The 20533-nt window shown below is 70.7% G+C and carries 19 protein-coding genes; 14 read left to right on the top strand and 5 right to left on the bottom strand.

From position 1 onward, the window contains the following. Positions 1 to 74 precede the first annotated feature (74 nt). From AC3WQY_RS06515 to AC3WQY_RS06495, 5 genes are all read left to right on the top strand, one after another. Complete coding sequence (locus AC3WQY_RS06515; RefSeq protein WP_285233751.1) at positions 75 to 1679, top strand: ABC transporter substrate-binding protein; 1605 nt, start codon at positions 75 to 77, stop codon at positions 1677 to 1679. Between the two features lie 78 nt (positions 1680 to 1757). Further along, positions 1758 to 2768 (top strand): ABC transporter permease subunit, encoded by a 1011-nt coding sequence (locus tag AC3WQY_RS06510; RefSeq protein WP_492706814.1) that lies wholly within the window; start codon positions 1758 to 1760, stop codon positions 2766 to 2768. Beyond that, positions 2761 to 3642 (top strand): ABC transporter permease subunit, encoded by an 882-nt coding sequence (locus AC3WQY_RS06505; RefSeq protein WP_492706812.1) that lies wholly within the window; start codon positions 2761 to 2763, stop codon positions 3640 to 3642. The genes AC3WQY_RS06510 and AC3WQY_RS06505 overlap by 8 nt, the downstream gene beginning before the upstream one ends. Beyond that, positions 3639 to 4634 carry an ABC transporter ATP-binding protein gene (locus AC3WQY_RS06500; RefSeq protein ID WP_492706810.1) on the top strand — a complete coding sequence of 332 codons (996 nt, stop codon included), beginning with the start codon at positions 3639 to 3641 and terminating at the stop codon, positions 4632 to 4634. Before AC3WQY_RS06505 ends, AC3WQY_RS06500 begins: the two co-directional genes overlap by 4 nt. Beyond that, positions 4631 to 5605, top strand: coding sequence for an ABC transporter ATP-binding protein (locus AC3WQY_RS06495; protein WP_492706808.1), 975 nt, complete (start codon positions 4631 to 4633; stop codon positions 5603 to 5605). Before AC3WQY_RS06500 ends, AC3WQY_RS06495 begins: the two co-directional genes overlap by 4 nt. A gap of 13 nt (positions 5606 to 5618) precedes the next feature. On the opposite strand, the gene AC3WQY_RS06490 is transcribed toward AC3WQY_RS06495, so the two are convergent. After that, positions 5619 to 6206 (bottom strand): Hcp family type VI secretion system effector, encoded by a 588-nt coding sequence (locus AC3WQY_RS06490; RefSeq protein ID WP_285233758.1) that lies wholly within the window; start codon positions 6204 to 6206, stop codon positions 5619 to 5621. 82 nt (positions 6207 to 6288) lie between these two features. Here AC3WQY_RS06490 and AC3WQY_RS06485 point away from each other — a divergent pair, with 82 nt between their 5' ends. From AC3WQY_RS06485 to AC3WQY_RS06475, 3 genes are all read left to right on the top strand, one after another. Further along, a complete protein-coding gene (locus tag AC3WQY_RS06485; RefSeq protein WP_492706805.1) occupies positions 6289 to 7716 on the top strand; it encodes a methyltransferase regulatory domain-containing protein in 1428 nt (475 codons plus the stop codon). Between the two features lie 71 nt (positions 7717 to 7787). Further along, positions 7788 to 9377 carry a FecR family protein gene (locus tag AC3WQY_RS06480; RefSeq protein ID WP_492706803.1) on the top strand — a complete coding sequence of 530 codons (1590 nt, stop codon included), beginning with the start codon at positions 7788 to 7790 and terminating at the stop codon, positions 9375 to 9377. After that, positions 9377 to 11743, top strand: a complete 2367-nt coding sequence (locus tag AC3WQY_RS06475; RefSeq protein WP_492706801.1) for a hybrid sensor histidine kinase/response regulator — start codon at positions 9377 to 9379, stop codon at positions 11741 to 11743. Before AC3WQY_RS06480 ends, AC3WQY_RS06475 begins: the two co-directional genes overlap by 1 nt. Here AC3WQY_RS06475 and AC3WQY_RS06470 read toward each other — a convergent pair. The 3 genes from AC3WQY_RS06470 to AC3WQY_RS06460 are packed head-to-tail and all read right to left on the bottom strand — an operon-like array spanning position 11736 to position 13544. Then, entirely contained in the window at positions 11736 to 12326 is a 591-nt protein-coding gene (locus AC3WQY_RS06470) for a DedA family protein (protein WP_492706799.1), read from the bottom strand. The two genes, AC3WQY_RS06475 and AC3WQY_RS06470, sit on opposite strands and share 8 nt — an antisense overlap. Next, complete coding sequence (locus AC3WQY_RS06465; protein ID WP_285233764.1) at positions 12326 to 12619, bottom strand: hypothetical protein; 294 nt, start codon at positions 12617 to 12619, stop codon at positions 12326 to 12328. Before AC3WQY_RS06465 ends, AC3WQY_RS06470 begins: the two co-directional genes overlap by 1 nt. Before the next feature lie 40 nt (positions 12620 to 12659). Then, positions 12660 to 13544 (bottom strand): LysR family transcriptional regulator, encoded by an 885-nt coding sequence (locus AC3WQY_RS06460; RefSeq protein WP_492706797.1) that lies wholly within the window; start codon positions 13542 to 13544, stop codon positions 12660 to 12662. 83 nt (positions 13545 to 13627) lie between these two features. On the opposite strand from AC3WQY_RS06460, the gene AC3WQY_RS06455 reads away from it, so the two are divergent. From AC3WQY_RS06455 to AC3WQY_RS06440, 4 genes are all read left to right on the top strand, one after another. Further along, entirely contained in the window at positions 13628 to 14044 is a 417-nt protein-coding gene (locus AC3WQY_RS06455) for a DoxX family protein (protein WP_492706795.1), read from the top strand. A 10-nt stretch (positions 14045 to 14054) separates the two neighbouring features. After that, positions 14055 to 14729 carry a glutathione S-transferase family protein gene (locus AC3WQY_RS06450; protein ID WP_492706793.1) on the top strand — a complete coding sequence of 225 codons (675 nt, stop codon included), beginning with the start codon at positions 14055 to 14057 and terminating at the stop codon, positions 14727 to 14729. Between the two features lie 76 nt (positions 14730 to 14805). Next, on the top strand, positions 14806 to 15273 hold the full coding sequence (locus AC3WQY_RS06445; protein ID WP_285233768.1) for a (2Fe-2S)-binding protein: 468 nt from the start codon (positions 14806 to 14808) through the stop codon (positions 15271 to 15273). A 4-nt stretch (positions 15274 to 15277) separates the two neighbouring features. Further along, on the top strand, positions 15278 to 17413 hold the full coding sequence (locus tag AC3WQY_RS06440) for a xanthine dehydrogenase family protein molybdopterin-binding subunit (RefSeq protein ID WP_492706791.1): 2136 nt from the start codon (positions 15278 to 15280) through the stop codon (positions 17411 to 17413). A 14-nt stretch (positions 17414 to 17427) separates the two neighbouring features. Here the strand turns inward: AC3WQY_RS06440 and AC3WQY_RS06435 are convergent, their stop codons facing one another. Further along, a complete protein-coding gene (locus AC3WQY_RS06435; protein WP_492706789.1) occupies positions 17428 to 17622 on the bottom strand; it encodes a heavy-metal-associated domain-containing protein in 195 nt (64 codons plus the stop codon). Between the two features lie 96 nt (positions 17623 to 17718). Between AC3WQY_RS06435 and AC3WQY_RS06430 the strand changes: the two genes are divergently transcribed. Continuing rightward, on the top strand, positions 17719 to 20109 hold the full coding sequence (locus AC3WQY_RS06430; protein WP_492706787.1) for a heavy metal translocating P-type ATPase: 2391 nt from the start codon (positions 17719 to 17721) through the stop codon (positions 20107 to 20109). After that, the gene (gene cueR, locus AC3WQY_RS06425) at positions 20109 to 20531 is read left to right on the top strand and encodes a Cu(I)-responsive transcriptional regulator (RefSeq protein ID WP_492706785.1); all 423 of its coding nucleotides are present in this window, start codon (positions 20109 to 20111) and stop codon (positions 20529 to 20531) included. Before AC3WQY_RS06430 ends, cueR begins: the two co-directional genes overlap by 1 nt. Positions 20532 to 20533: the final 2 nt, after the last annotated feature.

Genomic DNA, 20533 nt, shown 5'->3' with positions numbered 1-20533 from the left:
AGTCACCCCGGGTTACCCCGATGTTTGATGCCGGCAGACCGGCTAGCATCGGCCGACTTTTCATGGAGGGTGAGATGAAGAAGACGCGATTCCTGCGATTGGCCGCCGTGCCCGCCACGTTGCTGAGTCTGGGCCTGCTGAGCGGCGCCGCCCAGGCCAAGACCCTGGTGTATTGCTCCGAAGGTTCGCCCGAGAACTTCACCCCCGCGCTCAACACCACCGGCACCAGCTTCGACACCATCCGCGGCGTGTTCGACAAGCTCACCGCCTTCAAGCGCGGCAGCACCGAGGTGGTGCCAGGTCTTGCCGAAAGCTGGACCATCTCGCCCGACGGCAAGACCTATACCTTCAAGCTGCGCGCCGGCGTCAAGTTCCACAGCGTGCCCGGCTTCAAGGCCACGCGCGACTTCAATGCCGACGACGTGGTGTGGAGCTTCGAGCGCCAGTGGAAGGCCGATCACCCCTATGCCAAGGTCTCGGGCGGCAAGTTCGACTACTTCGCCGACATGGGCCTGAAGGACGACTTGGTGGCGGTGGAGAAGGTGGATCCGCTCACCGTCAAGCTGGTGTTCAAACGCCCCAACGCCACCATGCTGGCGAATCTGGCGATGGAGTTCGCGTCCATCCAGTCGGCCGAATATGCCGACGCCCTGGCCAAGCAGAACAAGAAGGAGCAGTTCGACCAGGTGCCCGTGGGCACCGGCCCCTTCAACTTCGTGATGTACCAGAAGGACGCGGTGATCCGCTACAAGGCCAACAAGGACTATTTCGGCGAGAAGGCCCTGGTGGACGACCTGGTGTTCGCCATCACGCCCGACCCGACCGCGCGCTACAGCAAGCTCAAGGCCGGCGAATGCCATTTCGCTGCCTACCCGCGCCCGGCCGACCTGCCCGAGATGCAGAAGGACCCCGCGCTCAAGGTCATCAGCGCGCCCGGCATGAACATCGCCTACTGGGCCTTCAACACGCAGAAGCCGCCGCTGGACAAGAAGGACGTGCGGCTGGCGCTCTCGATGGCGGTGGACAAGGCGGCGATCCTGAAGGATGTCTACCTGGGTGCCGGCCTGCCCGCCAAGAACTTCATCCCGCCCACCCTGATGGGCTACAACGACGCCATCAAGGACGTACCCTTCGACCCCGCCAAGGCCAAGGAGCTGCTCGCCAAGTCGGGCCTCAAGCTGCCGCTGGAGATCGACCTCTGGTACATGCCGGTGCAGCGCCCCTACAACCCCAATGCCAAGCGCATTGCCGAGATGATGCAGTCCGACCTGGCCAAGGTGGGCGTGAACGCCAAGCTGGTGAGCTACGAGTGGGGCGAGTACCGCAAGCGCCTGCAGCAGGGCGAGCACATGACCGGCATGATGGGCTGGACCGGCGACAACGGCGACCCGGACAACTTCTTCTTCCTGCACGGTTGCGACGCCGCGCGCGCCGGCGGCCAGAACCTGGCCAAGTGGTGCCACAAGGGCTTTGACGACAAGCTCGAACAGGCGCGCGCGCTTACCGACAACAAGGCCCGCGCCAAGCTCTACAGCGAGATGCAGCAGATCGAGCACGACGAGGTGCCCGATTTCAAGATCGCGCATGGCGTGGTGTTCGAGGTGATGCGCAAGGAAGTCACCGGCTACAAGCAGAGCCCCTTCGGCTCCCATCTGTTCAACGGCGTCGACCTGAAGTAAACCCATCAGGGCAAGGCAACGCCCGGCCCCCATGCAACGGGGCCGGGCGTGTTTGTTTGTCCTTGCCAGCAGCCACCCATGTTCAAGTTCCTGCTGCGCCGCCTGGCGCTCACCATCCCCACCTTCTTCGCGCTGATGTTCGTCACCTTCGTGGCGATACGCATGGTGCCGGGCGACCCGGTGGAGGCGCGCGTGGGCGAGCGCGGCATCTCGCCCGAGCGGCTCGCGCAGTTCCGCCACGAGCTGGGGTTGGATCAGCCGGTGTGGAAGCAGTTCGCCGACTACTGCTGGCAGCTGCTGCATGGCGACTTCGGCACCTCGCTGTCCACCAACGAGAAGGTGCTGACCGAGTTCCTCGCCCTCTTCCCCGCCACCATCGAGCTCTCGCTGTTCGCGATGCTGCTGGCGGTGCTGATCGGCGTGCCGGCGGGCACCCTGGCCGCGGCCAAGCGCGGCAGCTGGTTCGACCAGACCCTGATGGGGCTCTCGGTCACCGGCTACTCGATGCCGATCTTCTGGTGGGGGCTGCTGCTCATCATGTTCGTGGGCGAGCGCTGGGGCCTCACGCCGGTGTCGGGCCGGGTGGACCTGATCAAGTATTTCTACGAGCCCGTCACCGGCTTCATGGTCATCGATGCCTGGCTCTCGGGCCAGGTCGGTGCGGTGAAGGACGCGCTGCACCACCTGGTGCTGCCGGGCTTTGTGCTGGGCACCATCCCGCTGGCGGTGATCGCGCGCATGACGCGCTCGTCCATGCTGGAGGTGCTGAGCGAGGACTATGTGCGCACCGCGCGCGCCAAGGGCCTGCCGGCCTGGCGCATCGTGGGCGTGCATGCGCTGCGCAATGCACTGATCCCGGTGGTCACCATCATCGGCCTGCAGGTGGGTACGCTGCTGGCCGGCGCGGTGCTGACCGAAACCATCTTCTCCTGGCCCGGCATCGGCAAATGGCTGATCGAATCGATCTCGCGGCGCGACTACCCGGCCCTGCAGGGCGGCGTGATGCTGGTCTCGGCGGTGGTCATCCTGGTCAATCTCCTGGTCGATCTCAGTTACGGCCTCATCAATCCCCGCATCCGTCATGGCTGAGCTCGCTGCCCCTCCCTCCCGCTTCAAGGCCTTCTGGTCGGCCTTTGCCGAGAACCGCGGCGCCGTCATCGGCCTCGTGCTGCTCACGCTGATCGTGCTGATGGCGATCTTTGCCGACCTGATCGCGCCGCATTCGCCCACCGAGCAGTTCCGCGAGGCGGTGCGCGCCCTGCCGGCCTGGGAAGAAGGCGGCAGCAGCCGCTTCCTGCTGGGCACCGACGCGCTGGGCCGCGACCAGCTCTCGCGCCTGATCCACGGCGCGCGCATCTCGCTCTTCATCGGCCTGTCGGTGATGGGCGTGGCCCTGGTGGTCGGCGTGCTGCTGGGCCTGGCCTGCGTCTCGTTCGGCAACGCGGTGGACGTGCTCATCACCCGCTGCATGGATCTCATCATGGCCGTGCCCGGCCTGGTGCTGGCCATCCTGGTGGTGGCGGTGCTCGGCCCCAGCCTCACCAACACCATCGTGGCCGTGACCCTGGTCTCGCTGCCGCGCTATGTGCGCCTGCTGCGCGCCTCGGCACAGGCGGAACTGGGCAAGGACTATGTGACCGCCGCGCGCGTCGCCGGCGTGCGCAAATGGCGCCTGATGTTCGTCACCGTGCTGCCCAACTGCCTCTCGCCGCTGATCGTGCAGGCCGCGCTGGGCGTGTCGGACGCCATCCTCGAAGCCGCGGCGCTGGGCTTTCTGGGCCTGGGCGCCCAGCCGCCCACCGCCGAGTGGGGCACCATGCTGGCCGATGCGCGCGAGTTCATCCGCTCCAACCCCTGGCAGGTCACCCTGCCCGGCCTCGCCATCCTGTTCACCGTGGTCGCGATCAACCTGACCGGTGACGGTCTGCGTGATGCGCTGGACCCCAAGATGCGTCGCACATGAGTTCGCTTCTCGATATCAAGGGCCTGACGGTCCGCTTCGCCACCCGCGGCGGTGCCTTCACGGCCGTCGATGGCGTGGACCTGCAGCTCGCGCCCAACGAGGTGCTGGCCATCGTCGGCGAGTCAGGCTCGGGCAAGTCGGTGGCCATGCTGGCGCTGATGGGCCTGCTGCCCTGGACCGCCACCGTCACGGCCGAGCGCATGGTGTTCGACGGCCACGACCTCAGCAAGCTCACGCCGCGCGCACGCCGCCAGATCGTCGGCCGCGACATGGCGATGGTGTTCCAGGAGCCGATGAGCTCGCTGAACCCTTGCTTCACCGTCGGCTACCAGATCGGCGAGGCCCTGGTCGCGCACACCACCCTGGACCGCCGCGCGCGGCGCGCCCGCGTGATCGAGCTGCTAGAGCGCGTCGGCATCCCGGACGCAGGCAAGCGCCTGCACGTGTTCCCGCACCAGCTCTCGGGCGGCATGAGCCAGCGCGTCATGATCGCGATGGCACTGGCCTGCTCGCCCAAGCTGCTGATCGCCGACGAACCCACCACCGCGCTGGACGTCACCATCCAGGCGCAGATCCTCGACCTGCTGCTGCAGCTGCAGCGCGAGAACGGCATGGGCCTGGTGCTGATCACCCACGACCTGGGCGTGGTGGCCGAGACCGCCCACCGCGTGGTGGTGCAGTACGCCGGCCGCCAGGTGGAGTCGGCGGCCGCGGACGCGCTGTTCCGCAACCCGCACCACCCCTATACCGCCGCCCTGCTGGCCGCCCTGCCCGAACATGCGGCGCAGGACGGCAGCAAGCTGCTGGCCGCCATCCCCGGCATGGTGCCCGGCCAGTTCGACCGGCCCCAGGGCTGCCTGTTCGCGCCGCGCTGCGCGCATGCCACCCAGCGCTGTCAAGACCTGGCCCCGGTGCTGGCCGGCGAGGCCCTGGGCCGCGCGCTGTGCCACACCCCGCTGCAGGCGGGTGTGCCTCTGGAGTTGCAGGCATGAGCGATCAAAAAGCAGAAATCGTCTTGAAGGCGCGTGATCTGAAGCGCAGCTACGAGGTGCGCCGCGGCCTGTTTACCGGCAGCGCCACCGTCCAGGCCCTGGGCGGGGTGAGCTTCGAGGTGGCGCGCGGCCAGACCCTGGCGGTGGTGGGCGAGTCCGGCTGCGGCAAGTCCACGCTGGCGCGCCTGCTCACCATGATCGAGGCGCCCAGCGCGGGCAGCCTGCAGCTCAAGGGCGTGGAAGTGGCCACAGCCAGCGAGGAACAGAAGCGCCTGCTGCGCCGCCAGGTGCAGATCGTGTTCCAGAACCCCTATGGCTCGCTGAACCCGCGCCAGACCGTCATCGATGCGCTGATGGAGCCGCTGCTGGTGAACGGCATCGGCGACGCCGCCTCGCGCCGCGCCGAGGCCGAAGCGATGATGGCCCGCGTGGGCCTGCGCGCCGAGCAGGCCGCGCGCTATCCGCATATGTTCTCGGGCGGCCAGCGCCAGCGCGTGGCGATCGCGCGCGCGCTCATGCTCAAGCCCGAGGTGCTGGTGCTCGACGAGCCGGTCTCGGCCCTGGATGTGTCGATCCGCGCCCAGGTGCTGAACCTGCTGGTGCAGCTGCAGCGCGAGCTGGGCGTGGCCTATGTCTTCATCTCGCACGACCTCTCGGTGGTGCGGCACATGGCCGACGAGGTGGCGGTGATGTACCTGGGCCGCATCGTCGAACGCGGCCCGCGCGACGCGGTGTTCGAGCACCCGGCCCACCCCTACACCCAGGCACTGCTGTCGGCCACGCCCACCGTGGACCCGGCGCTGCGGCGCGAACGCATCATCCTGCAGGGCGAGCTGCCCTCACCGCTGGCGCCGCCCTCGGGCTGCGCCTTCCATGCACGCTGCCCCAAGGCCGAGGCGCGCTGCTCGGCCGAGGGTCAGGTCTTGCGGGCGTTGGGAGACCAGCAGGCTGTCGCCTGCTTCAAGGCCTGAACTGAACTCGAAATCAGAAGGCCCTGTTCGCCTTGCAGTCGAAGGTGAAGGTCTTCGGCGTATCCAAGCCGCCATCGGCCTTCTGCGTGCGGTAGCTGAATTCGAACTTGGACGCGGCCAAGGACACCGACTCGGTGATGCGCGTGCCATCCGAGGCCGCGTCGCTTTGCTGCACCGAGGTGACAAAAATCTCGCTCAGGACGACGGTGTAGTAGTCCGTGTCGCCCTTGCCAGACACCGAACGGAACGCCAGCGTGCCCTTGGCAATGTGCTTGCCAGTCATCACCGCCTCCATCAGCTTCGGGCTGGCAATATCGATGGACTTCATCACGTTCACATCGCCACAGCTGACCTTGCCGGCGCCACCGCCACCGCCACCGCCGGTGGAGGCAGGATTGGAGAAGCCCTGGGAGTAGGAGCGGATCTCGATCCATTCCTTGTGCTTGGCATCGGTGGATTCGCCCTTGATGCCGTCGAGCTGCAGGAACACATCGGTGGCGGCCTGGGTCGGCAGGGCACCGACCGCGGCCAGGGCGCCCGCGAGCATCGGACGGGCCAGACGGCTAACCAGCCTGGGCTTGGGATCAGCGGCATCGGACATAGGACCTCCTGGGGTAGGCAGTGGGCCGATTCTCAAGCGCGCCCCTAGCCACCACAAGCCCCTCCCCCTAGACTGGCCCCGCATGGACCAAGACAGCTACGACCGCTTGCCCTACCCCGGGAACCCCTACCCGGACACCCATATCGCCCACCTGCACAGCCTCGGGTGCTGGTTCGGCCTGCGGCCGGCGCCGCCCGAGCAATGCCGGGTGCTGGAGCTGGGCTGCGGCGATGGCGCCAATCTCGCGCCGATGGCGGCGCAGTATCCGGGCAGCCAGTTCACCGGCCTGGATCTGGCGCGCCAGCCGATCGCGCGCGCCGAGGCGCTGGGCAGGCAGATCGGACTGCAAAACGCCGCCTGGCTGGCGGCCGACCTGTGCGACTGGCAGCACCAGGGGCCTTACGACTACATCATCGTGCACGGCCTCTACTCCTGGGTGCCGGCGACGGTGCGCCAGGCCCTGCTGCAATTGCTGGAGCGGGCGCTGGCGCCGCAGGGCATCGCCTTCGTCAGCTACAATTGCTATCCCGGTTGCCACCGCCGCGCCCAGGTGCGCGAGCTGCTGCGCTACCACGTCGAGGGCCTCGATTCGGAGCAGGCCCGCCTGAGCGAGGCGCGCGCCCTGCTGCAGTTGCTGATCGGTGCGCGCGCCGAGACCGATGTGGCCGCGCAGGCCTGGCGGCGTGAGCTGGAACGCGCCGCACGCAGCTCGGACGGCGCGCTCTTCCACGACGACCTGGCCGAGGTCAACCAGCCCTTCTACTTCCACGAATTCCTGGCCCAGGCCGAGGGCGCGGGCCTGCAGTTCCTGGCCGAGGCCGAGCTGCCCGCGATGGGTCTGCATGGGCTCTCCATCGAGGCGCGCACCGCGCTGGGCCAGCTGGACCCGCTGGCGCGCGAGCAGTACCTGGACTTCGTGCGCGAACGGCGCTTCCGGCAAAGCCTCCTGTGCCGGCAAGACCTGACCCCGAATCGCCAGCCCGCGGCCGGCCAGCTGGCGGCCTACCACCTCAGCGCCGATCTCAAGCTGCAAGGCGAGCTCGACGCCACCGCCCCGCACAGCCAGCAGACCGTGATGCGCGACGCCCTGCAGGCCCTGCAGGCGGCGGCGCCGCGCAGCCTGCCGGTGCCGGCGCTGCTGGCCGGCCTCATGCAGCTGCACGCACCGGCCCACCACGAGGCCGGCCTGCTGGCCATTCTGCATGCCGGACTGATGAGCGGGCTGGCGCGCCTGCATGCTCAGGCCCTGGCGCTGCCCGAACAGGTGGGCGCCCGCCCGGTCGCCAGCGCGGTCGCCCGGGCGCAGCTGCGGCTGGAGCCCGGCTGCGACACGATCACCACCTTGCGCCACGACATGCTGCGGCTGGACGAGCCCGTCGTGCGCGAACTGCTGCCGCTGCTGGACGGCAGCCGCGATCGCGCCGCGCTGGCCGCCGCGCTCGGCCTGGATGCGGCCACCCTGGATGCCCATCTGCGCAAGCTGAACGATCTGGCCCTGTTCAGCGCTTGAGCGCCTCGCCCCTCTTGGCTACTATCGCCGCACAGGCCCAGCCAGGCCCAGGAGGAGGCATGAGAGCAAGCGTGAAACTCGCAGGCGCAATGCTGCTGACGGCCTGCGCGGCCGGGGCCCAGACGCCCGCCGAGGCCGACTGGCGCTATCGCATCGCGGTCGGCGACACCCTGATCGCCCTCACCGAAACCTTTCTGCAGCCCGGCCACAGCTGGCGCGAGCTGCAGAAGCTCAACCATGTGGCCGACCCGCTGCGCCTGCCGCCCGGCGGCCAGCTGCGCATGCCGGTGGCCTGGCTGAAGCGCGAGGCCAGCGTGGCGCAGACCCTGTTCGTCCAGGGTCAGGTCATGCTGAGCCGGCCTCAGCAGGAGGAGCAGCGCCTGCAGATCGGCGCCGAGCTGCGCAGCGGCGATCGCCTGCGCAGCGCCGCCCAGTCCTCGGCCAGCCTGCGCTTCGCCGATGGCTCGCGCCTGCTGATCCCGCCGCTCAGCGACCTGACGCTGGAACAGCTGCTGGTGTATGGCCGCAGCGCCATCCCGTCGGTGCAGCTGCGCCTGCACCAGGGCGGCGCCGACAGCCAGGTGCAGCCGACCCAGGGCCGCGTGCCGCACTACGAGATCCGCACCCCCAGCATCAACCTGGGCGTGCGCGGCACCGAGTTCCGCGCCCAGGTGGACGGCGCGCTAGCGCGCCTGCAGGTGCTCAGCGGCACGGTCGCGGCCGATGGCCAGGCGGTGCCGGCCGGCATGGGTCTGCTGGCCGATGGCCAGGGCCGGCCGCGCGGCGCCGCGCTGCTGGCCGCGCCCGATCTCGCCGGCCTGCCGGGCTTGATCGAGCGCCTGCCGCTGCGCTTCGCCTGGCCGAGCCAGGGCGCGGCCGGCGGCTGGCGCGCCCAGGTGTTTGCGCGCGGCGACTTCACGCGCCTGCTGCTCGATCAGCGCGGCAGCGCCGCGCAGGCCAGCTGGGCCGAGGGCCTGCCCGACGGCGACTACACCCTGCGGCTGCGCGCCATCGACGCGCTGGGCCTGGAGGGCCAGGCGGCCGACCATGCCTTCCGCCTCAAGGCGCGCCCCGAGCCGCCCTTCATCCAGGGCCCGGCGCCCGCCGCCAGGCTTTATGGCGAGGCGGCGGAGCTGAGCTGGACCCTCAACACCCAGGCGCGCGCCTACCGCCTGCAGATCGCGCGCGACCCCGGCTTTGGCGAGCTGGTGCTGGAGCAGGCCGCGCTGGCCGATAGCCGCCATCGCGCCGCCCTGCCGCCCGGCGTCTACCACTGGCGCCTGGCCTCGCTGGCCGCCGACCAGGGCCCCTGGAGCGAGGCCCAGCGCTTTGAGCTCAGGCCCATGCCGCCCAGCCCGGCAGCCGCGGAACCCGATCTGAGCGGCGACGGCCTGCAGCTGCGCTGGCGCGCCGAGGCCGGCGTAGCGCGCTACGAGCTGCAATGGGCCGGCGATGCCGCCTTCAGCCAGGGCCTGCAAAGCTTCGCCAGCGAGCAGCCGGCGCTCAGCCTGCCGCGCCCCGGCCCCGGGCGCTACTACCTGCGCATGCGCTGCCTGGACGCCGACGGCCAGGCCGGCCCCTGGGGCCAGGTGCAGCTGATCGAGGTGCCCTACCCGCGCTGGCTGTGGCTGCTGCCGCTCGGGCTGTTGCTGGCACTCTGATGCAACTTGGCCTGAGCCCGCATCTGCAGCGCCTGGGCCAGTTGGCGCGGCTGCCGCTGCTGGCCCTGCCGCTGGCGCTGCTGATCTGCACCCTGGCCCAGCCCCTGCTGCGCCCGCTGGAGCAGGGGCTGGAGGACCGCCTGCTGCGTGCCACTGCCCGGCCGCTGCAGGCCGGCGAGCTGGCGCTGATCGACATCGACGACGCCTCGCTGCGCGCGCTGCAGCCGCAGCTGGGCGACTGGCCCTATCCGCGCAGTGTCTATGCCCTGCTGCTGGACTATCTGCGCGACGCCGGCGTCGAGCTGGTGGTGTTCGACCTGGTGCTGACCGGTGCACGCACCGGCGATGAGGCGCTGGCCCACGCCATCGCGCTGGGGCCGCCCACCGTGCTCGCCGCCGCCGCCCTGCAGCAGGACAAGACCCTGATGGAGCTGCAGCCCGCCGAGATGGCCATGCTGCGGCGCCAGGCCATGGTGGCCGGCGGCGCGGCCCAGCCCTGGGACGCGCTCACCCTGCCCGCGCCCGCCCTGCTGGGCAGCGCGCCGCCGGGCAGCCTGGGCCTGATCTCGGCCCCGCTGGACGGCGACGGCGTGCTGCGCCGCCTGCCGCTCTGGCATCGCTACCAGGGTCAGGTCTTGCCGGCACTGCCGCTGGCGGCGCTGCAGCGCCGCGGCACGCCCCTGCCCGACTGGCACAAGGACGCGCAGGGCCGCGTGCAGCTCAAGCTGGCGGCGCGCCTGGACGGCGTGCTGCCGCTCAACTGGGCCCATGTGATGCAGGCCGCGCTAGGCGCCATCGACGACCCCGAGCAGCGCCGCCTGCTGCGCGGGCGCACTGTCTTCATCGGCAGCAGCGCCTTCTTTGCCGACGCCGTCAGCACCCCGCTGGGCCGGCTCTCCGGCAGCGCGCTGATGGCCAGCGCCTATGTCTTGCTGGCGCGCGCCCAGGTGCTGGCGCCGGCGGGTGCGCTGTGGAGCGGCGTGCTGCTGCTGCTGGCCTGGGCCCCGGCGCTCGGCGGCTGCCGGGCCGCGCGCCCGCATTGGCGCCGGCTGGCCGGCTTCTCGCTGCTGGCGCTGCTGCTGATGCTGGCGCTGGCCTATGGCCTGGTGCAGCAGGCCTTGCTGATGCCGGCCCTGCTGGCGCCGCTGACGGTGCTGCTGCTGGGCCTCTTGCTGGCGGCCGCGGCCGAGCAGCGCTGGCATGCACTCACCGAGCGCCAGCTGCGCCACGAGCGCGAGGTGGCGGAGGCCGCCAACCAGGCCAAGACGCGCTTTCTCGCCCATGTCAGCCATGAGATCCGCACCCCCATGAACGCGGTGCTGGGCATGGCCGAGATCCTCGCCGGCACCGCACTCGACGCCGAGCAGCGCCGCTATGTGCAGGTGTTCCAGCGCGCCGGCCAGCAGCTCTTCGAGCTCATCAACGACCTGCTGGACAACGCCAAGATCGAGGCTGGCAGGCTGGGCCTGGCGCCGCATGCCTTCGAGCTGGGCGAGCTGCTGAGCCAGCAGATCGAGCTGCTGCGCCCGCGCGCCGAGGCCCAGGGCCTGTGGCTGCGGCTGACGCTGGCGCCCGAGGCGCAGGGCTGGGTCTGGGGCGATGCGCAGCGCGTCGCCCAGATCCTCGTCAACCTGGTGGGCAATGCCATCAAGTTCACGCGCCAGGGCGGCGTCGACGTGCAGGCCTGGCGCGCCGAGGACGGGCGCCTGGGCCTGAGCGTGCAGGACACCGGCATCGGCATCGCCCCCGAGCAGCATGAACGCATCTTCCAACCCTATGCCCAGGCCGAGGCCGAGACCGCGCGCGAGTTCGGCGGCACCGGCCTGGGCCTGGCGATCACGCGCAGCCTGGTGGAGCTGATGGGCGGGCAGATCAGCCTCACCAGCACGCCCGGCGAAGGCAGCCGCTTCGAGCTGCGGCTGGACCTGCCGGCCCGGCCCGCGCCGGCGCGTGCGAGCCAGGCGCCGCGCCCCGAGCCCGGCCAGCCGCAGGCAGCGCTGCAGCTGCTGCTGTGCGAGGACAACGAGGTCAACGCGCTGGTGATCGAGGCGATGCTGCAGCCGCTGGGCCACCGCATCGAGCTGGCGAGCGATGGCGAACAGGCGCTGGCCAAGCTGCAGCAGGGCCGCTACGACCTGGTGCTGATGGACCTGCAGATGCCGCGCCTAGACGGCCTGGAGGTGACGCGGCGCTGGCGCGCCATCGAGGCCGCGCAGGGGCGCCGCCGCACCCCCGTCATCGCGCTCACCGCCAACGCCTTTGCCAGCGATGTCGCGCAGAGCCTGGCGGCGGGCTGCGATGCCCACCTCAGCAAGCCCATCGGCCGGCAGGCGCTGCTGCAGGCGCTGGCGCGCTGGGCTACTTGAACAGCAGGCGCAGCGCCAGCCCGCCCAGGCCGAGCACCAGGCCCAGCACCACCAGGCCGCCCAGGTGCTCATGCACCAGCGGCACGCGGCCCAGCCAGTAGCCCGCGGCGATCAGGCCGCCCGACCAGGCCACGCTGCCGGCCAGCGCGGCCGTGGCGAAGGGCCGCGCCGGCATGCGCGCCACCCCGGCCGCCAGCGGCGCAAAGGTGCGCAGCACCGCCACATAGGGCGAGACCAGCAGGCTGGGGCCGCCCCAGCGGGCAAAGAAGCGCTGGCCGCGCGCCAGCAACGCGCGGTTCAGCCAGCGGTAGGCATGGCTCTCCAGATGCCGGCCCAGCCGCAGGCCCAGGCGGTAGGCCAGCAGGCTGCCGCCCCAGGCGGCCAGCGCCAGCAGCGGCACCAGCAGCGCGGCGCGCAGGGCGCCCTGGGCACATAAGGCGCCGCACAGGAACAGCAGCGGATCGCCGGGCAGGAAGAACAGCGGCGCCACGCCGATCTCGCAGAACACCAGCGCGAACAGCAGCAGGTAGACGCCCTGGTCGTAGCGCGCGATCCACTCGGTCAGCAGGGCGGTGAGGTCCATCAACGTCTCCGGTAGGACAGGCCGTGCACCAGCACATGCTCGCAGAGCTTGAACACCAGGTAGGCGGCGATCGCGGCGAAGGCGCTGAGCCACAGCTCCAGCAGCTGCTGCAGGCCGCCGTCCTGCAAGGCCTGCCAGCCATGCGTGCCGAGCAGGCTGGCGTTGGCGCTCACCAGCTTCACCAGGTCCAGCGAGAGGCAGCCGAACAGCACGAAGCTGGCCGTCATCAGCGCAAAGCAGGCCATGCGGTGCTGGCTCAGCCAGTGGTGGAGCTTGCTGTGACCGTCGTGCATGGGCGTCTCCCTTCGTCCGGAAGCGCCCATCCTAGCCGGCTCAGGCCAGCGCCATGCTGCGCGCCAGGTGCGCGTACACCGCCGCCACCCGACGCAGGTGGCGCGACTCGGGATGCGTCAGCAGCCACAGCTCGGTGCGGCAATCCTCCAGCACCTCGGTGAGCTGGCGCAGCTGCGGCTGGCCGCGCGCCAGGAACAGCGGCAGCACGCCCACCCCCAGGCCCAGGCTCACCAGCTCCATCACGCTGAGAATGCTGTTGACGCGGTAGGCTGGCCGCACCCTGGGGAAATGGCGCTTGCGCCATTGCACCGAGGGATGCTCGGGCAGGGCATCGTCGGGCGCGATCCAGTCCGCCTTGCCGGCCTCGACATCGGCATAGTGCTTGATCGCGCTCTTGCCGGCTGCGAACAGCGCCACGTCGATGGGGCCGAGGCAGCGCCCCACCAGATGCTGGGGCGGGCGCCGCGTGGCGCGCACCGCGATATCGGTGTCGCGGCGCGTCAGGCTGGCGAGCTCGTTGCCGGCGTGCAGCTCGAAGCTCAGCTGCGGATGCTGGGCGTGCAGGGCCTTCAGCGCCGGCGCCACCAGGCCATGCAGGATGGTGTCGGTGGTGCTGATGCGCACCGTGCCGCTCACCTGCCCGGGCAGCTGCTGGGCGGCCGAGCGGGCCGTCTCCAGCACCGCCTCCAGCTGCTCGCCCTGCTCGGCCAGCTGCTGCGCCAGCTCGGTGGCCGCATAGCCGCTGCGTGAGCGCACGAACAGCGGCAGGCCCAGCCCGCGCTCGACCCGCTGCACCGCGCGGAACACCGTCGAGCCGTCCAGGCCCAGGCGCTCGGCCGCCCCGGCGAGCGTGCCGGCGCGCACCATCGCCAGCAGCAGCTGGAGGTCGGTGGCGCTCAGTCGGTATTGCGTTTGTGCATTCATGGCTTGCGGTGCCGCCTATTTTGCCGGCGCCGACGCAATCCTACATTCCGCCCATCGTCCACTCGATTTCTCAGGAGTTCCCCATGTCCCAGCTCTATTCCGGCACCCCCTACGGCATCGCCCTGCTGCGCCTCGGCCTCGGCCTGATGTGGATCGCCCATGCGCTGCTGAAGCTGCTGGTGTTCACGCTGCCGGGCACCGCGCAGTTCTTCGCCAGCCAGGGCCTGCCCGGGGCGCTGGCCTATCCGGTGTTCGCGGCCGAGCTGCTGGGCGGCCTGGCCATCCTGCTGGGCCTGTACGCGCGCCAGGTCTCGCTGGCGCTGCTGCCCATCATGCTGGGCGCGGCCTGGGTGCATCTGCCGAATGGCTGGGTCTTCACCAGCGCGGGCGGCGGCTGGGAATATCCGCTCTTCCTGGCGCTCGCCTCGCTGGCGCTGTGGCTGCTGGGCGATGGCGCCTGGTCGCTGCGCCGCAGCGCGCGGCTGACCCTGGGGCGCTGAGGTGCTCGCCATGCAGCCCGCCTACACCCTCGTCAGCCACCCGCTGTGCCCCTATGTGCAACGCGCCGCCATCGTGCTGGTCGAGAAGGCCCTGGCCTTCGAGCGGCGCGACATCGACCTGGCGCGCAAGCCCGACTGGTTCAAGCGGATCTCGCCGCTCGGCAAGACGCCGGTGCTGCTGGTCACCGGCGGGCAGGCGATCTTTGAATCCGCCGTGATCTGCGAGTATCTGGAGGACTGCCACGGCCCGGCCCTGCATCCCGCCGATGCCTTGACGCGCGCGCGCCATCGCGGCTGGATGGAGTTCGGCTCGGCCACGCTGAACGGCATCGCCGCCTTCTACAACGCACCGGATGCCGCAGCACTGGCGCAGCGCGCCGCCGAGCTGCGCGGCCGCCTCGAGCAGCTGGAGGCCGCGCTCGGCGCAGGGCCCTGGTTCGCGGGCCGGCTGTTCGGCATGGTGGACGCGGTGTTCGGTCCGGTGTTCCGCTACTTCGAGCTGTTCGACACCTTGGACGAGTTCGACTTCTGCGCCGCCCTGCCCAGGCTGCAGGCCTGGCGTGCCGCACTGGCGCGGCGCGCCTCCGTGCGCATGGCGGCGCCGGCCGACTACGCCGAGCGGCTGCGCGACTTTGTGCTGGCGCGCGGTGCCGCGCTGGCAGCTCGTCTGCAAAGCCGCGTCTGAGCGCAGGCACGCCAGCAAGAAAGCGCCGCCCTGTGTATGCTTGCCGCCATCTTTGCCATCCATCAAGGAGACTTGGATGATCAAGTTGACCGTCAACGGCAAGCCGGCGAGCCTGGATGCCGACCCCGAGATGCCCCTGCTGTGGGCCCTGCGCGAGGATCTGCAGCTCACCGGCACCAAGTTCGGCTGCGGCATGGCGCTGTGCGGTGCCTGCACCGTGCATCTGGATGGCCAGCCGGTGCGCGCCTGCTCCACGCCCTTGTCGGCCGCGGCCGGCAAGAAGGTCACCACCATCGAGGGCGTGGGCAGCAGCAAGACCGGCCGCGCGGTGCAGCTGGCCTGGCTCAAGCTCGACGTGCCGCAATGCGGCTACTGCCAGAGCGGCCAGATCATGAGCGCCTGCGCCCTGCTGGGCAGCAAGGCCAGGCCCAGCGACGCCGATATCGACGCAGCCATGAGCGGCAACATCTGCCGCTGCGGCACCTACAACCAGGTGCGGGCGGCGATCCACGACGCCTCGGCCACGCTGACGAAGGGAGCTTGAGATCATGAGCAGCTCGCGTCGCGACTTTCTCAAGACCGGCGGCAGCGCCGCCCTGGTGGTTTCCTTCGCCCTGCCGCTGGCCGCGCCCAAGCGCGCCGAGGCGGCGCTCAGCAACAGCTTCAACCCGAACGCCTATCTGCGCATCACGCCGGACAACCGCATCACCGTGGTGTGCGGCTCGGCCGAGATGGGCCAGGGCGTGCTGACCGCCATCCCCATGCTGGTGGCCGAGGAGCTGGACGCCGACTGGGCGCTGGTGAGCGTCGAGCAGGCGCCGGTGGACCAGGCCTACAACAACCCCATGTTCGGCATGCAGGCCACCGGCGGCAGCACCACCGTGCGCGGCCAATGGACGCCGATGCGCGAGGCCGGTGCCGCCGCGCGCGCCATGCTGGTGGCCGCCGCCGCCGAGACCTGGGGCGTCGATGCCGCCACGCTGCGCACCGAGCGCAGCCAGGTGTTCGGCCCGGGCGGCAAGAAGCTCAGCTATGGCGCGCTGGTGGCAGCCGCCGCCAGGCAGAAGGCGCCGGCCAAGCCCGCGCTCAAGGCCAGCAAGGACTTCAAGATCCTGGGCAAGCCCACGCGCCGCCTGGACAGCGCCGCCAAGATCAACGGCACGGCGCAGTTCGGCATCGATGCGCGCGTGGACGGCATGCTGGTGGCGGTGATGGCGCGCGCCCCCATCGCCGGCGCCAAGCCCAAGGCGATGAACGAGGCCAAGGCGCGCGCCGTCAAGGGCGTGCGCAAGATCATCAGCATCGACAGCGGCGTGGCCGTGCTGGCCGATGGCTACTGGGCCGCCAAGCAGGGCCGCGACGCGCTCGCGGTGCAATGGGATCTGGGCGCGCACGCCGATCTCTCCGCCACCAAGGTGCATGAGCTGCTGGTCTCGGGCGCCAACCAGGCCGAGGCGGTGGCGCGCGACGAGGGCAATGTGAAGGACGCGGCGGCGAATGCCGCCAAGACCCTGAGCGCCGAGTACGAGGTGCCCTATCTGGCCCATGCCTGCATGGAGCCGCTCAACTGCACCGCCTGGGTCAAGGGCGACGAGGTCACGATCTGGGCCGGCACGCAGAGCCAGGGCCCGGCGCAGGGCATCCTGGCCCAGATCGGCGCGGTGACGCCGGCCAAGGTCAAGATCAACACCTTGCTGCTGGGCGGCGGCTTCGGGCGCCGCTTCGCACCCGACTTCACCATCGATGCCACCCTGCTCTCCAAGCTCAGCGGCAGCCCGGTGAAGCTGATCTACAGCCGCGAGGACGATATGGCGGCGGGCTTCTACCGCCCGGCCTCGCTGGTGCGCTTCGAGGGCGCGCTGAACGAACAGGGCCAGCCCACGCTGCTGCGCGCCGCGGTGGCCAGCCCCTCCATCATGGCGGCCTCGGGTTTCATGCAGATCCCCGAGAACGGCGTGGATGCGATGGCGGTGGAGGGCCTGGCCGACCAGCCCTACGAGATCGCCAACCAGCGCATCGTCTATGGCCGCGCCGAGCCGGGCCCGCAGGTCTGGTTCTGGCGCTCGGTGGGGCATTCGCAGAACGCCTTCTTCATCGAGAGCTTTGTCGACGAACTGGCGCATGCGGCCAAGGCCGACCCGCTCAAGTTCCGCCTCGGCCTGCTGGCCAAGCACCCGCGCCTGCGCGGCGTGCTGGAGCTGGCCGCGGCCAAGGCCGGCTGGAGCCAGCCCGCGCCCAAGGGCGTGCATCGCGGCATCGCCGTGGCCGAGAGCTTTGGCAGCTATGTGGCCGAGGTGGCCGAGGTCTCGGTGGCCAAGGACGGCACGCCCAAGGTGCACCGCGTGGTGGCGGCGGTGGACTGCGGCCAGACCGTGAATCCGCAGACCATCGCGCGCCAGATCGAGAGCGCCATCGTCTACGGCCTCTCGGCCGCGCTCTACGGCAAGATCACCCACAAGGACGGGCGCGTGGAGCAGAGCAACTTCCACGACTACCCGGTGCTGCGCATGAGCGAGATGCCGAAGGTGGAGGTGCACATCGTGCCCAGCATGGAGGCGCCCGGCGGCATCGGCGAGCCCGGCACGCCACCGATCGCGCCGGCGGTGATGAACGCCATCTTCGCCGCCACCGGCGTGCGGGTGCGCAAGCTGCCGCTGGAGACGGCCGCGCTGGCCAAGGCCTGAAGGGCCTGGTCGCACTACGCCGATGGCGGGTAGCCGGCCTCGGTCAGCGCCGCCACCAGGGCGGCCTGGCTGAGCTGGCTCTCGACCTGCACCTTGTGGCTGGGCAGGTCGAACTGCAGCTTGGCCTGGGCATCGAGCGCCTGCACGGCCTTGGTGATGCTGGCAACGCAATGGCCGCAGCTCATATCGGGCAGGGTGAATTCGGACATGGTGGACTCCTGTTGGTGTTGCCACTGTAGAGCTTGCCATCATGGTAATGTCAAGCCGCTTGACATTGACATGATGTCAAGCATCAAACTGCGCACATGACCGATCAACTCACCCTCCCCATCACCGGCATGAGCTGCGCCTCCTGCGTCAAACGCGTGGAGAAGGCCTTGCTGGGCGTGCCCGGCGTGCAGGCTGCCGAGGTCAACCTCGGCACCGAGAGCGTCAGCGTCAGCGGCACCGCCGCGTTGACCGCCATGGCGGCCACGCTGGCGCGCGCCGGCTATGCCGTCGCCGAGCGCGAACTGACGCTGCAGATCAGCGGCATGACCTGCGCCTCCTGCGTCGGCCGGGTGGAGAAGGCGCTGCTGAAAGTGCCCGGCGTGCTGCGGGTGAGCGTCAATCTGGCGCTGGAGAACGCCAGCGTCGGCATGCTGGCCAATGTGGACCCGGCCGCGCTGCTGGCCGCCGTGCAGCAGGCAGGCTACCAGGCCGCCCTGCAGGCCGGCGAGGCCAGCGGCGCCGATGCGCCGCGCCCGGTGGACTGGCAGCACAGCGGCTGGCCGGTGCTGATCGCCGCCCTGCTCTCGGCGCCGCTGGTGCTGCCCATGCTGGCGATGCTGGCCGGCCGCCACTGGATGATCGATGGCTGGCTGCAGCTGGCGCTGACCCTGCCGGTGCAGTTCTGGCTGGGCGCGCGCTTCTACCGGGCCGGCTGGGCCGCGCTGCGCGCCGGCAGCGGCAATATGGACCTGCTGGTGGCCCTGGGCACCAGCGCCGCCTTCGGGCTCTCGGTCTACGAGCTGCTGCAAAACGGCGCACGCAGCATGTCGCTGTACTTCGAATCGGCGGCGGTCGTGATCACCCTGGTGCTGCTGGGCAAGTGGCTGGAGGCGCGCGCCAAGCGCCAGACCAGCGAGGCGATCCGCGCCCTCAAGGCGCTGCGCCCGGAGACCGCGCGCGTGCGCCGCGCCGGCGCCGAGCTCGAGCTGCCGCTGGCCCAGCTGGTGCTGGGCGACGAGGTGGTGGTGCGCCCCGGCGAGCGCATCCCGGTCGACGGCCTGGTGCTGGCCGGCGCCAGCCAGGTGGACGAGTCGCTCATCACCGGCGAGAGCCTGCCGGTGGCCAAGGAGGCCGGGGCCCGGGTGGTGGGAGGCTCCGTCAACGGCGAGGGCCTGCTGACGCTGCGCACCACCGCGCTGGGCGCCGAATCCACGCTGGCGCGCATCGTGCGGCTGGTGGAATCGGCGCAGGCCAAGAAGGCGCCGATCCAGCGCATGGTCGATCAGGTCAGCGCCTGGTTCGTGCCGGCGGTGATAGCTGCCGCCCTCGTCACCCTGCTGGGCTGGGGCTTGGTGCGCGGCGACTGGACCCAGGCGCTGCTGAACGCGGTGGCGGTGCTGGTGATTGCCTGCCCCTGCGCGCTGGGCCTGGCCACGCCCACCGCCATCATGGCCGGCACCGGGGTGGCGGCCCGCCATGGCATCCTCATCAAGGACGCCGAGGCGCTGGAAATCGCCGCCAGGCTGGAGGTGGTGGCCTTCGACAAGACCGGCACGCTGACCCTGGGCAAGCCCGAGCTGCTGGCCTTTCACAGTGCCGCCGGCCTGGACGAGGGCCAGACCCTGGGCCTGGCCGCGGCCCTGCAGGCGGGCAGCGAGCATCCGCTGGCGCTGGCGGTGCGCCAGGCCGCCGCCCGGCGCGGCCTGGCGGTACCGTTGGTGCAGAGCCTGCGCGCCGTGGCCGGCCGCGGCGTTGCCGCCCAACTTCCCGGGCAAGACCTGGCCCCGCGCGAATTGCAGCTGGGCAGCGCCCGCTACATGCAGGAGCTGGGCGTATATCTGGGCGCCATGCAGGCCGAGGCCACCGCCCTGCAGGCCCGCGGCCGCACGGTGTCGTGGCTGGCCGAGGGCGGCGCGGGCCAGCAGCCGCGCCTGCTGGCCCTGCTGGCCTTTGGCGACCAGCTCAAGCCCAGCGCCGCCGCGGCGCTGGCCAGCCTGCGCGCGCTGGGCGTGCACAGCGTCATGCTCAGCGGCGACAACCGCGGCAGCGCCGAGGCGGTGGGGCGCCAGCTCGGGCTCGACGAGGTGCGCGCCGAGGTGCTGCCCGAGGACAAGGCCCGCATCGTCAGCGAGCTGAAGCGGCAGGGCCATGTCGGCATGGTGGGCGACGGCATCAACGACGCGCCGGCGCTGGCCGCGGCCGATGTGGGATTCGCGATGGCCACCGGCACCGAGGTGGCGATGCAGGCGGCCGGCGTGACCCTGATGCGCGGCGACCCGGCGCTGGTGGCGCAGGCGATCTCGCTCTCGCGCCGCACCGTGCGCAAGATCCACCAGAACCTGTTCTGGGCCTTTGCCTACAACGTGGTGGGCATCCCCTTGGCCGCGCTGGGCTTTCTGAACCCGGTGATCGCCGGCGCGGCGATGGCTTTTTCGAGCGTGTCGGTGGTCAGCAATGCCCTGCTGCTCAAGCGCTGGAGACCGTGATGGACGAAGCATCGATGACGAGCTTGTGCAATATCGGCGAGGCCGCGGCCCGCAGCGGCGTCTCCGCCAAGATGATCCGGCACTACGAGTCGCTGGGCATGCTGCCCAAGGTGGCGCGCACCGAGGCCGGCTACCGCCTCTATTCCGAGCGCGAGGTGCACACCCTGCGCTTCATACGCCGGGCGCGCGACCTCGGTTTCTCGATCGTCGAGATCAGCGAGCTGCTCAAGCTCTGGCAGAACCGCCGCCGCGCCAGCGGCGACGTCAAGCGCATCGCGCTGGCGCACATCGCCGACCTGGAGCGCCGCCTGGCCGAGATGCAGGCCATGAAGCAGACGCTCGCGCAGCTGATCAGCTGCTGCCACGGCGACGAGCGCCCGGATTGCCCGATCCTGGACGACCTCGCCGCCAGCGCCGGCTGAGC

The organism is Roseateles sp. FW301-B2, assembly GCF_058788955.1.
Note: the sequence above shows the minus strand (reverse complement) of the source record. Positions and strands in the feature narration are given on the sequence as shown.

What these genes read in the sequence shown, in the direction of transcription:
- AC3WQY_RS06515 (WP_285233751.1), top strand. Translation starts at nt 75, where the DNA reads ATGAAGAAGACGCGATTCCTGCGATTGGCCGCCGTGCCCGCCACGTTG.
- AC3WQY_RS06510 (WP_492706814.1), top strand. Translation starts at nt 1,758, where the DNA reads ATGTTCAAGTTCCTGCTGCGCCGCCTGGCGCTCACCATCCCCACCTTC.
- AC3WQY_RS06505 (WP_492706812.1), top strand. Translation starts at nt 2,761, where the DNA reads ATGGCTGAGCTCGCTGCCCCTCCCTCCCGCTTCAAGGCCTTCTGGTCG.
- AC3WQY_RS06500 (WP_492706810.1), top strand. Translation starts at nt 3,639, where the DNA reads ATGAGTTCGCTTCTCGATATCAAGGGCCTGACGGTCCGCTTCGCCACC.
- AC3WQY_RS06495 (WP_492706808.1), top strand. Translation starts at nt 4,631, where the DNA reads ATGAGCGATCAAAAAGCAGAAATCGTCTTGAAGGCGCGTGATCTGAAG.
- AC3WQY_RS06490 (WP_285233758.1), bottom strand. Translation starts at nt 6,206, where the DNA reads ATGTCCGATGCCGCTGATCCCAAGCCCAGGCTGGTTAGCCGTCTGGCC.
- AC3WQY_RS06485 (WP_492706805.1), top strand. Translation starts at nt 6,289, where the DNA reads ATGGACCAAGACAGCTACGACCGCTTGCCCTACCCCGGGAACCCCTAC.
- AC3WQY_RS06475 (WP_492706801.1), top strand. Translation starts at nt 9,377, where the DNA reads ATGCAACTTGGCCTGAGCCCGCATCTGCAGCGCCTGGGCCAGTTGGCG.
- AC3WQY_RS06470 (WP_492706799.1), bottom strand. Translation starts at nt 12,326, where the DNA reads ATGGACCTCACCGCCCTGCTGACCGAGTGGATCGCGCGCTACGACCAG.
- AC3WQY_RS06465 (WP_285233764.1), bottom strand. Translation starts at nt 12,619, where the DNA reads ATGCACGACGGTCACAGCAAGCTCCACCACTGGCTGAGCCAGCACCGC.
- AC3WQY_RS06460 (WP_492706797.1), bottom strand. Translation starts at nt 13,544, where the DNA reads ATGAATGCACAAACGCAATACCGACTGAGCGCCACCGACCTCCAGCTG.
- AC3WQY_RS06455 (WP_492706795.1), top strand. Translation starts at nt 13,628, where the DNA reads ATGTCCCAGCTCTATTCCGGCACCCCCTACGGCATCGCCCTGCTGCGC.
- AC3WQY_RS06450 (WP_492706793.1), top strand. Translation starts at nt 14,055, where the DNA reads ATGCAGCCCGCCTACACCCTCGTCAGCCACCCGCTGTGCCCCTATGTG.
- AC3WQY_RS06445 (WP_285233768.1), top strand. Translation starts at nt 14,806, where the DNA reads ATGATCAAGTTGACCGTCAACGGCAAGCCGGCGAGCCTGGATGCCGAC.
- AC3WQY_RS06440 (WP_492706791.1), top strand. Translation starts at nt 15,278, where the DNA reads ATGAGCAGCTCGCGTCGCGACTTTCTCAAGACCGGCGGCAGCGCCGCC.
- AC3WQY_RS06435 (WP_492706789.1), bottom strand. Translation starts at nt 17,622, where the DNA reads ATGTCCGAATTCACCCTGCCCGATATGAGCTGCGGCCATTGCGTTGCC.
- AC3WQY_RS06430 (WP_492706787.1), top strand. Translation starts at nt 17,719, where the DNA reads ATGACCGATCAACTCACCCTCCCCATCACCGGCATGAGCTGCGCCTCC.
- cueR (WP_492706785.1), top strand. Translation starts at nt 20,109, where the DNA reads ATGGACGAAGCATCGATGACGAGCTTGTGCAATATCGGCGAGGCCGCG.